General features: G+C 61.8%; 12 protein-coding genes. 2 read left to right on the top strand and 10 right to left on the bottom strand.

All coding sequences use genetic code 11. The features are described from left to right. Positions 1 to 212 precede the first annotated feature (212 nt). From panC to dksA, 9 genes are all read right to left on the bottom strand, one after another. A complete protein-coding gene (gene panC / locus ACIPQ1_RS28055; protein ID WP_411385649.1) occupies positions 213 to 1,073 on the bottom strand; it encodes a pantoate--beta-alanine ligase in 861 nt (286 codons plus the stop codon). Next, positions 1,070 to 1,870 carry a 3-methyl-2-oxobutanoate hydroxymethyltransferase gene (gene panB, locus ACIPQ1_RS28050; RefSeq protein ID WP_411385648.1) on the bottom strand — a complete coding sequence of 267 codons (801 nt, stop codon included), beginning with the start codon at positions 1,868 to 1,870 and terminating at the stop codon, positions 1,070 to 1,072. The genes panC and panB overlap by 4 nt, the downstream gene beginning before the upstream one ends. A 330-nt stretch (positions 1,871 to 2,200) precedes the next feature. Further along, a complete protein-coding gene (gene folK / locus ACIPQ1_RS28045; protein WP_411385647.1) occupies positions 2,201 to 2,686 on the bottom strand; it encodes a 2-amino-4-hydroxy-6-hydroxymethyldihydropteridine diphosphokinase in 486 nt (161 codons plus the stop codon). Positions 2,687 to 2,689: 3 nt separating this feature from the next. Next, positions 2,690 to 4,087: a polynucleotide adenylyltransferase PcnB gene (locus ACIPQ1_RS28040; RefSeq protein ID WP_250964587.1), complete on the bottom strand. Its 1,398-nt coding sequence runs from the start codon at positions 4,085 to 4,087 to the stop codon at positions 2,690 to 2,692. A 717-nt stretch (positions 4,088 to 4,804) separates the two neighbouring features. After that, positions 4,805 to 6,238: a sigma-54-dependent transcriptional regulator gene (locus tag ACIPQ1_RS28035; RefSeq protein ID WP_186709094.1), complete on the bottom strand. Its 1,434-nt coding sequence runs from the start codon at positions 6,236 to 6,238 to the stop codon at positions 4,805 to 4,807. A gap of 22 nt (positions 6,239 to 6,260) precedes the next feature. Further along, positions 6,261 to 9,215 carry a sensor histidine kinase gene (locus tag ACIPQ1_RS28030; protein WP_186709097.1) on the bottom strand — a complete coding sequence of 985 codons (2,955 nt, stop codon included), beginning with the start codon at positions 9,213 to 9,215 and terminating at the stop codon, positions 6,261 to 6,263. Then, a complete protein-coding gene (locus ACIPQ1_RS28025; protein WP_003176118.1) occupies positions 9,199 to 9,375 on the bottom strand; it encodes a hypothetical protein in 177 nt (58 codons plus the stop codon). Before ACIPQ1_RS28025 ends, ACIPQ1_RS28030 begins: the two co-directional genes overlap by 17 nt. A gap of 77 nt (positions 9,376 to 9,452) precedes the next feature. Further along, positions 9,453 to 10,334: a tRNA glutamyl-Q(34) synthetase GluQRS gene (gene gluQRS, locus ACIPQ1_RS28020; protein WP_250964584.1), complete on the bottom strand. Its 882-nt coding sequence runs from the start codon at positions 10,332 to 10,334 to the stop codon at positions 9,453 to 9,455. 234 nt (positions 10,335 to 10,568) lie between these two features. After that, positions 10,569 to 11,012 (bottom strand): RNA polymerase-binding protein DksA, encoded by a 444-nt coding sequence (gene dksA, locus ACIPQ1_RS28015; protein ID WP_186709115.1) that lies wholly within the window; start codon positions 11,010 to 11,012, stop codon positions 10,569 to 10,571. 338 nt (positions 11,013 to 11,350) lie between these two features. On the opposite strand from dksA, the gene ACIPQ1_RS28010 reads away from it, so the two are divergent. Further along, complete coding sequence (locus ACIPQ1_RS28010) at positions 11,351 to 12,523, top strand: pyridoxal phosphate-dependent aminotransferase (RefSeq protein ID WP_446535112.1); 1,173 nt, start codon at positions 11,351 to 11,353, stop codon at positions 12,521 to 12,523. Then, complete coding sequence (gene sfsA / locus ACIPQ1_RS28005) at positions 12,523 to 13,269, top strand: DNA/RNA nuclease SfsA (RefSeq protein ID WP_434703926.1); 747 nt, start codon at positions 12,523 to 12,525, stop codon at positions 13,267 to 13,269. Before ACIPQ1_RS28010 ends, sfsA begins: the two co-directional genes overlap by 1 nt. Here the strand turns inward: sfsA and ACIPQ1_RS28000 are convergent. Then, positions 13,225 to 13,542, bottom strand: coding sequence for a Rieske (2Fe-2S) protein (locus ACIPQ1_RS28000; protein WP_186709124.1), 318 nt, complete (start codon positions 13,540 to 13,542; stop codon positions 13,225 to 13,227). The genes sfsA and ACIPQ1_RS28000 overlap by 45 nt on opposite strands. Positions 13,543 to 13,792 lie beyond the last annotated feature (250 nt).

Raw genomic sequence — 13,792 nt, 5'->3', positions numbered from 1 at the left:
GGCGGAAGCATCATTTTCAGCAACGCGGCTTTACGTTCAGGTGAATAGAAAGGCATGACCATACTCTTGCCGCCCCCGAAATGCTTTTAGGAATTTGGAGAGGCGACAACTAGCCTGACACCGGGGGGCGATAGCAGCATGTCAGTTGACGTTTGTTTCAACGAGTACACCGCTATCGCGAGCAAGCTCGCTCCCACAGGGATTTGTGATGTTCAGGCGGGCGTGTCGAGATCCAGGTGCAGATTGTCGATCAAGCGCGTGGTGCCCAGGAAGGCGGCGACCAGAATCACCAGGTCGCGGTCCCCGCTCGACGCTGGACGCAAGGTCTTGGCGTGACGGATTTCCAGATAGTCTGGACGCAGGCCGGCGGCTTCGAGCTGCTTGAGCTGCGCACCGATCAGCGCCGGGAAATCCCGCTGACCCTGCTTGATCGCCTCGGCGATCTGGTTCAGGGCGCGATAGACCACGGGCGCGACGGCGCGTTGGTCCGGGCTGAGGAAACCGTTGCGTGACGACAGAGCCAGGCCGTCTTCGGCGCGAACGGTCGGCTCGCCGATGATCTGGATCGGCATGTTCAGGTCATGGACCAGGGCGCGGATCACCGCCAGTTGCTGGAAATCTTTCTGGCCAAACACCGCCAGGTCAGGCTGGACCATATTGAACAGTTTGCTGACCACCGTCGCCACACCCTCGAAATGCCCGGGACGGCTGGCGCCGCACAAGCCTTCGGACAATTGCGGAACGCTGACCCGGGTTTGTCCGGTCATGCCGTCGGGGTACATCTCTTCGACGCTGGGGGCGAACAGCAAGTGGCAGCCGGCCTGGAGCAGCTTCTCCTGGTCGGCCGCCAGGGTACGGGGGTATTTGTCCAAGTCCTCGCCGGCGCCGAATTGCAGCGGGTTGACGAAAATGCTCGCCACCACGAAGTCGGCCCGTTGCGCAGCCTTGGTGACCAACGCCACGTGACCGCTGTGCAGGTTGCCCATGGTCGGCACGAAGGCAATGCGCTTGCCTTCGCCGCGGGCACGGGCCACGGCGGCCCGCAGTTCGCGTACGGTTTTGACGGTGTTCATGCAGAAAATCCGTGTTCGGTGCCCGGGAAGGTCGCGGCCTTGACTTCCGCGACGTAGGCACTCAAGGCGCCGTGGATAGAGGTTTGCCCAGCCATGAAGTTCTTGACGAACTTGGGCACGCGCCCGGTGATCGATAATCCGAGCATGTCGTGCAGCACCAGTACCTGACCGTCGGTAGCGCTGCCGGCGCCGATTCCGATCACTGGAATCTTCACCGCCTGGGTGATTTCTTCAGCCAGCTCGCTGGGCACGCATTCGAGCAGCAACATCGCCGCGCCCGCCTGCTCCAGGGCAATCGCATCGGCGCGCATCTGCCGCGCCTGGTTCTCATTGCGGCCCTGGACCTTGTAGCCGCCGAGGATATTCACCGCTTGGGGGGTCAGGCCCAGGTGGGCACACACTGGAATGCCTCGCTCGGCCAGTAGCCGAATCGAATCGGCCAGCCACAACGCGCCTTCGACCTTGACCATGTGGGCACCGGCCTGCATCAGCATGGCGCTGTTGGTCATGGTTTGCTCGAGGGTGGCGTAGGCCATGAACGGCAGGTCGGCGAGGATCAACGCATCGGTGTTACCACGTTTGACGGCGGCCACATGGTAGGCCATCTCGGCGGTGGTCACCGGCAGCGTGCTGTCGTGACCTTGCAGCACCATGCCGAGGGAATCGCCCACCAGCAGCACTTCGACACCGGCCTCGTTGCAGGCGTGGGCGAAGGTTGCGTCATAGCAGGTCAGCATGGTGATTTTTTCACCTTTTTGCTTGAGACCTTGCAGCGTGGTCAGGGTAATAGCTGGCATGAAAAAGTCCTCATTAGGCGCTCGAATTCAGGCGCACCTTCTATGCGTGGTGCTTGTAAGGCCTGGATTACGCCCATTAGCGCCGCGTTGGCGGCGACGGGACGCCTATAGTCGTGAGGAGCACTCGGGAAGTCAATTGGATGTGTTACCGCCGGGTGTTACCGGGGTGACTGATGCGTTTCAGCGTAGGGGCGTGTTCCGAATCTGACTGCTGGGTCCCGGATCCTGTGGGAGCGAGCTTGCTCGCGATAGCAGTGTGTCAGTCATCCTGGATGCTGGATGTGATGACGCCATCGCGAGCAAGCTTGCTCCCACAGGAGGTGGTGTTCGTCAGATTGGTGGCAAGCGTTCCAGGCCGACGAATGGGCACGCCGCAAGGAGATCCTTGAGCAGGCGCCCATCGGCCAGACGCAGGTCGGCGGGGGCCAGTTCGGCCAGCGGGTAGAGCACAAAGGCCCGGGCCTGCATGTGGTAGTGGGGAACCTTGAGGCGTGGCTCGTCGATCAGGTGATCACCGAACAGCAGGATGTCCAGATCCAAGGTGCGCGGCCCCCAACGTTCGAGGCGTTCGCGACCCTGTCCGGTTTCGATGGCTTGCAGCGCATCGAGCAGGTCCAGTGGTGCCAGGCGGCTATCCAGCGCTGCCACCGCGTTGGTGTAGCGGGGCTGGCCGGGGAGCAAAGAATCGCTTTGATAAAACGCCGAGACACCTACCAGTTGCGTGTCAGGCAACTGCGCCAGCGCTTGGACGGCGCTGCGCAATTGTTCGGCGGGTTCGGCGAGGTTGCTGCCCATGCCGATGTAGATGCGTTCCATCGATTATTCGCCCGAAGCGCTCGGTTCACTGGCCCGTTTACGCTTGGCACCGCTGCTGCGACGACGCTTGCGTGGGCCGCTGGCGCCGTCATCCTTGCCGCTGAGCTCGCGAATCATGTCGCGACGCTCGCTGTCGTTGGCGTCCTGGTAGTCGGTCCACCATTCGCCCAGGCCATCGGTCTGCTCGCCTGCGCTTTCACGCAGCAGGAGGAAGTCGTAGCCGGCGCGGAACCGCGGGTTGTCCAGCAGCAAGTCGGCACGTTTGCCGCTGCGCCGTGGCAGGCGCTCCTGCATGTCCCAGATCTCGCGGATCGGCATCGTGAAGCGTTTTGGAATGGCGATGCGCTGGCACTGTTCGGCGATCAGCTCGTGGGCGGCTTCCTGCATCGCCGGGATCGGCGGCATGCCACGGTCTTGCAGGCGCAGCACCCGGGCCGGCAGGGCAGGCCAGAGCAGGGCGGCGAACAGGAACGCCGGCGTCACCGGCTTGTTCTGCTTGATGCGCAGGTCGGTGTTGATCAGTGCTTCGCTGATCAAGGTGTGGGTATAGGTCGGATTGTGCTCCAGGGCCTCGGCACTGGCGGGGAACAGCGGATCGAACAACTGCAAGTCCACCAGCATCTCGAAGGTATCTGCCGCGTTGCCCGACAGGAACAGCTTGAGCACTTCCTCGAACAGGCGGGCCGAGGGGATTTCTCGCAACATCGGCGCCAGTTCGCGAATCGGCGTGGCGCTGTGTTTTTCGATGCCGAAATTCAGCTTGGCGGCGAAACGCACGGCCCGCAGCATCCGCACCGGGTCTTCCTGGTAGCGTTGCTTGGGATCGCCGATCAGGCGGATCAGGCGATTGCGGATGTCGTGTACACCGTTGGCGTAATCGAGGATGCGTTCGCTGACCGGATCGTAATACAGGGCGTTGATGGTGAAGTCGCGGCGTTGCGCGTCTTCTTCCAGCGTGCCGTAGACGTTGTCGCGCAGGATGCGCCCGCTCTCGTTGCGGGAAGACTGGTTGCTGTCTTCCTCTTCATCGCTCTGCGGGTGATTGGCCCGGAAGGTCGCCACTTCGATGATTTCGCGGCCGAAATGGATATGGACCAGCTTGAAGCGCCGGCCAATGATCCGGGCGTTGCGAAACTCGGCCCGTATCTGTTCCGGCGTGGCGCTGGTGGCAACGTCGAAATCCTTGGGTGTGATGTTGAGCAGCATGTCGCGCACGCAGCCACCGACCAGGTAAGCCTGGTAGCCGGCGTTCTGCAAACGTTCGACGATGTTCACCGCATAACGGCTGAACTGGGCCTTTTGCAGTGAATGCTGGCCGCTGTTGAGCACTTCAGGCGTGCTGCGAATATGTTGCGTACGACGCAAGGGAGAACGGAATGACTGGAACAGCTTCTTCAGCATGGGATGCACTGTTTGAAGGAATGTTCGGCCAAAAACGAAGAATGACCGCATGATGGGCGGGGATTCTAGCATTTAGTCGAGGGATGGTGTAGGACAGAGGAGTTTTGGGCTGCAAGCTTTCAGCGATAGGCGTGTAGGCGGCGGGGAAGGCGGAACGCCAGAAACCACAAGGGGAGCCGAAGCTCCCCCAGAATTAGTTGCGTGCTCTGTTTTTATTATTGGTTTCGGGCTTCTTGTTTTTGTTGAGTGCCCGCGCCACGAGGTTTTCCCTTCGTGACCCTCCCAATCGGGAGCCAAGAGCAAACGGATTGCTTTGGTCGCTGTGTTGCAGTGATCAATCGATCCAACCAGTTCAGGCAGCTGTCTTGAGACAGTTTTTATTATTCTCGGCCTGGTTGCGGGGCAAGCCCCAAATACAACGCCTCTCCAAAAGAATCAGTTAGCTGCGCCTCTCGCCGTCTTGTTTTTATTGTGCGTGAGTCGATTCGTCTTATTTTTATTGTCTTTTGCATTGCTTGTTATTGTTCTTGTACCAAAGCTATAGCAGGGTGCGTGCCAACTTTTGCGAGACCCAGCGAAACCGGGGGTTATAGGGTTATAGCCATTTTTTCGAGGCGAAAAAAAGCCGGGGTTTCGTTACCGTAAACCCCGGCTTCTGTTACGTGAAAAAGACTGGGGTAACAGTTTTTTCACATTCAGCGGTGTTACCCCCACACCTCAGCTTTCGCTGGTCGCTCCGGTCTTGCGTCGTGGAATCCCCAGGCGCTGACGACGTTCCCACAGGCACTTGCGGCTGACGCCCAGCTTGCGTGCCAGTTCGGTTTCGGTCATGTGGTCCTGGTGCTCGAGGACGAAGTGCTGGAAGTAATCCTCCAGGGACAGGTCTTCGGTAGGTTCGTGGCTGGTGTTGTTGGCGCCGCCGCCCTGTTGCGGGGCCAGGCCGATGAATTCTTCGTCGTCCAGGTCACTGAGCTCGATATCGATGCCCAGCAGGTCGGCGGAAATTTCCGGGCTCTCGCACAGGATCACCGCCCGCTCGACCGCGTTTTCCAGTTCTCGAACGTTACCCGGCCAGGCGTAATGACGAATGGCCTGTTCGGCGTCCGGGGCGAACTTGAGGTCGGTGCGGTTGACCCGCGCGCTCTGGCGGGCCAGAAACGCCTGGGCGATTTCATTGACGTCGGCGCCACGCTCGCGCAGGGCAGGGAGCTTCAAGGCGATCACGTGCAAGCGGTAGTACAAGTCTTCGCGGAACTGGCCAATTTTCGCCAGGCTCTTGAGGTCACGGTGGGTGGCCGCGATCAGGCGGACATCGACCTTTTGCGACTGCACCGAGCCGACCCGGCGGATTTCGCCTTCCTGGAGCACCCGCAGCAACCGCGCCTGGGCTTCCAATGGCAGCTCGCCGATTTCATCGAGGAACAACGTACCGCCGTCCGCCGCTTCCACCAGCCCGGCACGCCCGGCGCTGGCGCCGGTGAACGCGCCCTTCTCGTGACCGAACAGTTCGGACTCGATCAGGCTTTCCGGAATCGCCGCGCAGTTCACCGAAATCATCGGTGCCTTGGCCCGGCGCGACAGGTTGTGCAGGGCACGGGCCACCAATTCCTTGCCGGTGCCCGACTCGCCCTGGATCAGGACGTTGGAGTCGGTCGGCGCGACTTTGCGGATCTTGCCGTACAGGTCCTGCATGGGCGGGCAGGAGCCAATGATGCCGATTTCGCCATTATTGTTGCTGGCGCCGGCTTTCGCCGACGCGCTGGCCTTGCCGACGGGTTCCGCAGGATTGCTGGTGGCCGCCTGTCGATCCCGCAGGATGCGGGCCACGGCCTGGAGCATCTCGTCGTGGTCGAACGGTTTGGCGATGTAGTCCACCGCGCCCATTTTCATGGAGTCGACCGCCGAGCGCAGGCTGGCGTAGCTGGTCATGATCAGCACCGGCGTGCCCTGGCCGAGCTTGATCAGCTCGGTGCCCGGGGCGCCAGGCAGGCGCAGGTCGCTGACGATCAGGTCGAACGTGGGGATGCTGAAACGTTCTTGTGCTTCCTGCACTGAACCGGCTTCGCTGACCTGGTACTGGTTGCGTTCCAGCAGGCGGCGCAAGGCGGAGCGGATAATTGTTTCGTCTTCGACGATCAAAATGTGCGGCATTGATTCGATTCTCTCGACGGTCTCAGTTCACAGCGGACGTCGCTTCGACATGACGCGGCAAGGTCACCCGGATACGGGTGCCGCGTTGGCTCTGAACATCGGCCGGGCTGTCGATGGTGATTTGTCCATAATGCTCTTCAACGATGGAATAGACCAGTGCGAGGCCCAGACCGGTGCCTTCGCCAGGATCCTTGGTGGTGAAGAAAGGTTCGAACAATCGGTCCATGATGTTCTGTGGGATACCGCTGCCTTCGTCTTCGACGATCAGGTCGATCGTGTGTTCGAAAGCTTCGCTCTTGACCCGCACCGCGCTGCCGGCCGGTGAGGCGTCCCGCGCGTTGGAGAGCAGGTTGATCAACACCTGGGCGAGCCGCTGGGGGTCGCCATCGACCCAGTGCTCCGGGTCGCACAGGTTGAAGAATTGCACTTCGAAATTGCGCCGGTTGAGGGCCAGCAGACCAATGGCGTCCTGGGCCACTTCGGCCAGGCAGACAGGTTCGTCATTGTGTTGGTGGCCGCCAGCATGGGCGAAACTCATCAGCGACTGGACGATGCGCGACACGCGCTTGGTCTGTTCGAGGATCTGCCCGCTGATTTCCGTCAGCTCGCCGTCGTCCTCGCGCTCTTCGCGCAGGTTCTGCGCCAGACAGGCGATGCCGGTGATCGGGTTGCCGATTTCATGGGCCACCCCGGCGGCCAGGCGGCCGATGCTTGCCAGCCGTTCGGAGTGGACCAGCTTGTCTTCGAGCATCTGGGTATCGGTCAGGTCTTCCACCAGCAGCACCAGGCCGCTGTTGCCGGGAGCCAGTGGCTCGTCGATTGCCGCTTTGTGCAGGTTCAGCCAGCGGGTCTGGCCGTCGAGGGCCAGGTGCTGTTTGTGCAAGTGCTCGTCCGGCAGGTCGATGAACCCTTGCAGCAAGCCTTTCCACGGCTCGCCCAGGGTGCTCAGGCGGGAACCGACCACGCGCTGGGCGGCGATTCCGGTGAGCTCTTCCATGGCCTTGTTCCACATCAGGATTTCCTGGTCCTTGGCCAGGGAGCACACGCCCATCGGCAATTCCTGCAGGGTCTGGCGATGGTAACGGCGCAAGGCGTCCAGTTCGGCGGCCAGGCCGGTGAGGCGCGAGTGGTAATCCTCGAGACGGCTTTCGATGAAGTGGATGTCTTCGGTGACGTAGTTCTCGCCGCCAGCCTTGTAGGGCAGGAACGTCTCGACCATGTCCTGGGCCACGCTGGGGCCCATCAGGCCGGACAGGTTGGCCTCGATCCGGTCCCGCAGGCGACGCAAGGCGTATGGGCGGCGTTCATCGAAAGGCAAGTAGAGGTCGCGCAGGGCCTGTTCAACTTCCTTTTGCGCGGCCTTGGCACCCAAGGGCTTGGCCAGTTGCGTGGCGAATTCCTGGGGTGAGGCGGCGTGCAACTCGCGGCGCTGCGGGCGACGCACGTTGTCCACCGCACAGGCCTCGGCGGCGCTGGCTTCTTCGCTGCTGGCGTTGGTGAACAGCGAGATCAGCGTGAACATCAGCACGTTCGCCGCCAGGGAAGCGATGGCCGCCATGTGCCAACTGGTGTCGTCGAGCACGTAGATCATGTTCAGCAGCGGAATATAGAAGCCCTGCAGGTTGCCCATCAGCGGTAACAGCATCGCCACCAGCCACACCAGGATCCCTGCCAGCAGGCCGGCGATGAAGCCGCGGCGGTTGGCGGTCGGCCAATACAGCACCGACAGCACGCCGGGCAGGAACTGCAAGGTGGCGACGAAGGCGACGATGCCCAGGTTGGCCAGGTCCTGCCCGTCACCGAGCATCAGGTAAAAACCGTAGCCGGCCATGATGATCGCGACGATCAGCGCCCGGCGGGTCCACTTCAACCAGCGATAGATGTTGCCTTCGGCTGGCGGCTGGTAGAGCGGTAGCACCAAGTGGTTGAGGGCCATGCCCGACAAGGCCAGCGTGGTGACGATAATCAAGCCGCTGGCCGCCGACAGGCCACCGACGTAGGCCAATAATGCCAGGGCCTTGCTGTTGGCGGCGATGCCGATGCCGAGGGTGAAGTATTCCGGGTTGGTGCTGGCGCCCAGCTTCAGGCCAGCCCAGAGGATCAGCGGCACCGCCAGGCTCATCAACAGCAGGAACAACGGCAGGCCCCAACTGGCGCTCACCAGCGAGCGCGGGTTGAGGTTTTCGGTAAAGGTCATGTGGTACATGTGCGGCATCACGATCGCCGAGGCGAAGAACACCAGCAACAGCGTGCGCCACGGGCCTTCCTGCAAAGGCGTGTGCAGGGCGGCGAGGGCGGTCTGGTTCTGCAGCAGCCAGAGCTCAAGCTGCTGCGGGCCATCGAACACGCCGTACAAGGCATAGAGACCGACACCGCCGATGGCGATCAGCTTGATCACCGACTCGAAGGCGATCGCAAACACCAGGCCTTCGTGTTTTTCCCGCGTGGCGATGTGCCGGGAGCCGAAGAAGATCGTGAACAGAATGATCAGCGCACAGAAGCTCAACGCCACTCGGTGCTGTACCGGCTCGCGGGTCAGGATGCTGATGGAATCGGCCACGGCCTGGATTTGCAGGGCCAGCAGCGGCAACACCCCGACCAGCATGAAGATCGTGGTCAGCGCGCCGGCCCAGGTGCTGCGAAAGCGAAAGGCGAACAGGTCGGCCAGTGACGACAGTTGGTAGGTGCGGGTGATTTTCAGGATCGGGTAGAGCAACACTGGCGCCAGCAGGAACGCCCCTGACACCCCCAGGTAACTGGAGAGGAAACCATAGCCGTACTGATAGGCCAGCCCGACCGTGCCATAGAACGCCCACGCGCTGGCATAGACACCCAGCGACAGGGTGTAGGTCAGCGGGTGGCGGATGATCGCCCGGGGGATCATGCCTCGTTCGCTGATCCAGGCTACGCCGAACAGCACCGCCAGGTAGGCGGCGCTGATCAGGATCATCTGGGTCAGGCTAAAGCTCATCGGCATCTTTTTGGCTCTGCAGGATGAAGGTCACGACAATCAGTATCAGCCAGAGCAGATACGGCCGATACCAGGCACCCGTGGCATCGATCCACCAATCCATGATGGCCGGGGAGAACAGGTAAATCCCCACTACCAGGAGCAGGACCAAGCGATAGATGTACATCCCGGCCTCTCTAATTTATGCGCGTGCCCGAAAACGTGCGGCGATGGTAACGGATGGGCGCCAAGCTGCAAGGGCCGTCAACGTATTTGCGCTTCGGGCAGGCTCAGTGTGCGCGGGATCTTGCCCGCATCCCAGTGGCGAATGCCCCAGGCCAGCAGTTCCCGTGGGCTGGCATCGACCAGTTCGAGGCCCGGTTGCTGGCCCAGTGCTCGCAAGGCCCTTAGCAACAGCGGCGTGGCCTGGTCGGCCGCCAGCGGCGGGGAACGGTAGGATTTGCCAAGCTTGTGCCCGTCGGGCTGGGTGATCAGCGGCACGTGGAGGTAACGCGGTTGCGGCAACCCGAGCAGTTCTTGCAGGTAGAGCTGGCGCGGCGTGGAGTCCAGCAGGTCGGCGCCGCGCACGATATCGGTCACCCCTTGCCAGGCGTCGTCCAGGACCACGGCCAGTTGATAAGCGTAGAGCCCGTCGCGGCGGCGGATCACGAAGTCACCGACCTCACGGCCGAGGTGCTGGCGGAACTCGCCCTGGACCCGGTCGGTGAAGTGGTATTCAAGCTCGGGGACGCGCAGGCGGATGGCGGCGTCCTCGGTGCCGTGCCCGGCATTGCGGCACAATCCCGGATAAATACCCTGGTAGGCCTCCAGTTGCTTGCGTGAACAGGTGCACGCATAGGCCAACCCTTGGCTGAACAGCCGGTTGATGACCTGATCGTAGGCGTCATGGCGTTCGCTCTGGCGAACCATCTCGCCGTCCCATTCGAACCCGTAGCTTTCCAGCGCCTGGAGAATTGCCGCTTGCGCACCCGGCTCCTCCCGGGGCGGGTCGAGGTCCTCCATGCGCAGCAACCAACGCCCACCCACAGCCCGGGCGTCCAGGTACGAAGCCAGTGCGGCGACCAGCGAACCAAAATGCAAGTGGCCGCTGGGGGTGGGGGCGAAGCGTCCGATGTAGGCAGTCATAGGGCGAATGTTACTGGGTCCGGGCAGGAGGAAAGCAATCTCGACAACAAAGCCTATTCCTTGTGGGAGCGAGCTTGCTCGCGATAGCGGGGAATCAGCCAGCATTGATGCGTCTGACAGGCCGCTATCGCGAGCAAGCTCGCTCCCACAGGGGGATGCACCAAAGCTTGGGGAAAGCATCGGAAACAAAAAACGGAGCGTATGAACGCTCCGTTTCGGTGACAGCCCCGGCAATTACTTGCCGACCTGTTTTTCCTTGATTTCCGCCAGGGTCTTGCAGTCGACACACATGTCGGCGGTCGGACGCGCCTCCAGACGCTTGACGCCGATCTCGACGCCGCAGGACTCGCACCAACCGTACTCTTCGTCTTCGATCAGTTGCAGGGTCTTGTCGATTTTCTTGATGAGCTTGCGCTCACGGTCACGGGCGCGCAGCTCGAGGCTGAACTCTTCTTCCTGGCTGGCACGGTCGGCCGGGTCGGGGAAGTTGGCCGCTTCGTCTTTCATGTGATCCACGGTGCGGTCGACTTCCTGCATCAAGTCCTGTTTCCACTTGTTCAGGATCTTGGTGAAGTGCGCGCGCATGGGGGCGCCCATGTACTCTTCGCCAGCTTGCGGGACGTACGGCTCAAACCCGCTGAGCGTTTGATTTTGATTTTGCTTTGCTTGGGTGGGCATGAATGGACCGCCTCTACTCTTGTAATCCACTACGCAGGATTGCTCCATCACCGACACCTGCCGGCCCTGCGGCTGCAAGCGGGCGAACTTACCAGATCAAATCGGGCCGCGCTACTCCCGGTTGTCGAGCCTGCGGCGGCCGGGGCTTGTAAAACGTGGCCGGGTTCGCTTCGGTGGGGATGTCAACCTGCTCAATGCTTGATTCTAGTCAAGCCTGGGCCAATCGCGGGAGTCATTTCCTGCAATCCGAGGGCTCAGACCGCTTTGGGTTCGTGCTCGTTCCCGCAGTTGTTCCCGAGTTGGGTAGAATCGGTTCTTTTTCCCCTGAAGGAAGGCCAATGGCTCAGCCCTACAGTGCGCGCAGCCGCGCCATCGAACCTTTCCATGTGATGGCGCTGTTGGCCCGCGCCAACGAACTGCAAGCCGCCGGGCATGACGTTATTCACCTGGAGATCGGCGAGCCGGACTTCACTACTGCCGAGCCGATTATCCAGGCCGGCCAGGCCGCGCTGGCGGCGGGCAAGACCCGTTACACCGCGGCCCGGGGCATCCCTGAGCTGCGCGAGGCCATCTCGGGTTTCTATGGGCAGCGCTACGGCGTCGACATCAACCCTCGACGCATCATGATCACGCCGGGCGGCTCTGGCGCGCTGCTGCTGGCCAGCGCTTTGTTGGTCGACCCGGGCAAGCATTGGCTGTTGGCGGACCCTGGCTATCCCTGTAACCGCCATTTCCTGCGCCTGGTGGAAGGCGCGGCGCAATTGGTGCCGGTGGGACCGGATGTGCGTTACCAACTGACGCCGGACCTGGTGAACCGCCATTGGGACCAGGACAGCGTCGGCGCATTGGTGGCCTCGCCGGCCAACCCGACCGGAACGATTCTGACCCGGGACGAGCTGGCGGGGTTGTCCAAGGCCATCAAGGGCCACAACGGTCATCTGGTGGTCGACGAGATCTATCACGGCCTGACCTACGGCACCAACGCCGCCAGCGTATTGGAAGTGGACGACGATGCCTTTGTCCTCAATAGTTTTTCCAAGTATTTCGGCATGACCGGTTGGCGGCTCGGCTGGCTGGTGGCCCCTTCGGCGGCCATCGGCGAGCTGGAAAAGCTTGCGCAGAACCTCTACATCAGTGCGCCGAGCATGGCCCAGTATGCCGCCCTGGCCTGTTTCGAGCCCGCCACGATCGAAATCTTCGAGCAGCGTCGGGCCGAGTTCGCGTTGCGCCGCGACTTTCTGCTACCGGCCTTGCGGGAATTGGGCTTCGGCATCGCGGTGGAGCCGCAAGGGGCGTTTTACCTCTATGCCGACATCAGCGCGTTCGGCGGCGATGCCTTTGCGTTCTGCCAGCACTTCTTGGAAACCGAACACGTGGCCTTCACGCCGGGTCTGGACTTCGGACGTCACCAGGCCGGCCACCATGTGCGTTTCGCCTATACACAGAGCCTGCCGCGGTTACAGGAAGCGGTGGAGCGAATCGGGCGCGGACTGCGGAGTTGGCAAGGCTGATGCGTTTTTCCCCTGCGTTGGAAGAAGGCCGCTTGATACGACGTTACAAGCGTTTTCTCGCTGATATCGAGACCGTTCACGGCGAACTTCTTACTATTCACTGCCCCAACACTGGCTCGATGCTCAATTGTATGGCCGAAGGCGCGCGCGTCTGGTTCAGTCGCTCCAGCGACCCCAAGCGCAAGTTGCCCGGCACTTGGGAAATCGGCGAAACCCCTCAGGGACGGCTCGCCTGCATCAATACCGCACGGGCCAATGCCTTGGTCGAGGAGGCCCTGCGCGCCGGGATCATTAGCGAACTGAACGGGTTTACCGGGCTCAAGCGTGAAGTGGCGTACGGCGTGGAAAACAGCCGTATCGATTTTCGCCTGGACTATGAGCTGGGCTCGGCCTGGGTCGAAGTCAAAAGTGTCACGCTGGGGTTCGATGGCACCCACGTGGCGGCGTTTCCCGATGCGGTGACCTTGCGTGGGGCCAAACACTTGAGAGAACTGGCCTGCCTGGCCCGGCAAGGCGTGCGGGCGGTGCAGCTGTATTGCGTGAACCTCAGTGGTATCGAGGCCGTGCGCCCGGCACACGAAATCGACCCGGTGTACGCCGCTGCCCTGCGTGACGCGGTGGCGGCGGGTGTGGAGGTGCTGGCCTACGGGGTCACGCTGACGCCCGAGCAGATGTGGGTGGACCGTGCGTTGCCGGTGTTGCTAGAGCTCGACCCAGACGCCGTGCTCGTCCTCCCGGCTATCTAGGGCAGCGAGGAACTGACCGGCGCAGGGGCCGGCCACGCATTCACCGCTTTCGATCAGGAACAGCGCGCCGTGAGTGGCGCACTGGATCAGGCTGGCGCTGGGGTCGAGGAATTGGTCGGGTTGCCATTCCAGCGGCACGCCACGGTGCGGGCAGCGATTGAGATAGACGTACACCTGGCCGGCGCGTCGCACGGCCAGGAGCTTGCGCCCATCGAGCTCGAAGCCGCGACTGCCGTTGTCGGGCAATTGGGCGGCGGTACAAAGAAACTTCATGGGTGTCTCAATATTTGTCGGAGTGAATCCATTGTGGGAGCGAGCTTGCTCGCGATGACGGTGACACATTCAACATCTGAGTGACTGACAGGCCGCTATCGCGAGCAAGCTCGCTCCCACAAGGTTTCGTGTGGCAAAAGATCCATGCTTGACGGTCAAATGAAAACAATTATCAAATGGCGCCTCCTTCGCAGGTGGCTGAGGATACTTGGCTCTACCCGGTCCTGTGAAAAACTTCTTCGAGGAAGCT

The organism is Pseudomonas sp. LARHCG127 (assembly GCF_052871455.1).
This window is presented reverse-complemented; position numbering and strand designations above follow the sequence as displayed.

What these genes read in the sequence shown, in the direction of transcription:
- panC (WP_411385649.1), bottom strand. Translation starts at nt 1,073, where the DNA reads ATGAACACCGTCAAAACCGTACGCGAACTGCGGGCCGCCGTGGCCCGT.
- panB (WP_411385648.1), bottom strand. Translation starts at nt 1,870, where the DNA reads ATGCCAGCTATTACCCTGACCACGCTGCAAGGTCTCAAGCAAAAAGGT.
- folK (WP_411385647.1), bottom strand. Translation starts at nt 2,686, where the DNA reads ATGGAACGCATCTACATCGGCATGGGCAGCAACCTCGCCGAACCCGCC.
- ACIPQ1_RS28040 (WP_250964587.1), bottom strand. Translation starts at nt 4,087, where the DNA reads ATGCTGAAGAAGCTGTTCCAGTCATTCCGTTCTCCCTTGCGTCGTACG.
- ACIPQ1_RS28035 (WP_186709094.1), bottom strand. Translation starts at nt 6,238, where the DNA reads ATGCCGCACATTTTGATCGTCGAAGACGAAACAATTATCCGCTCCGCC.
- ACIPQ1_RS28030 (WP_186709097.1), bottom strand. Translation starts at nt 9,215, where the DNA reads ATGCCGATGAGCTTTAGCCTGACCCAGATGATCCTGATCAGCGCCGCC.
- ACIPQ1_RS28025 (WP_003176118.1), bottom strand. Translation starts at nt 9,375, where the DNA reads ATGTACATCTATCGCTTGGTCCTGCTCCTGGTAGTGGGGATTTACCTG.
- gluQRS (WP_250964584.1), bottom strand. Translation starts at nt 10,334, where the DNA reads ATGACTGCCTACATCGGACGCTTCGCCCCCACCCCCAGCGGCCACTTG.
- dksA (WP_186709115.1), bottom strand. Translation starts at nt 11,012, where the DNA reads ATGCCCACCCAAGCAAAGCAAAATCAAAATCAAACGCTCAGCGGGTTT.
- ACIPQ1_RS28010 (WP_446535112.1), top strand. Translation starts at nt 11,351, where the DNA reads ATGGCTCAGCCCTACAGTGCGCGCAGCCGCGCCATCGAACCTTTCCAT.
- sfsA (WP_434703926.1), top strand. Translation starts at nt 12,523, where the DNA reads ATGCGTTTTTCCCCTGCGTTGGAAGAAGGCCGCTTGATACGACGTTAC.
- ACIPQ1_RS28000 (WP_186709124.1), bottom strand. Translation starts at nt 13,542, where the DNA reads ATGAAGTTTCTTTGTACCGCCGCCCAATTGCCCGACAACGGCAGTCGC.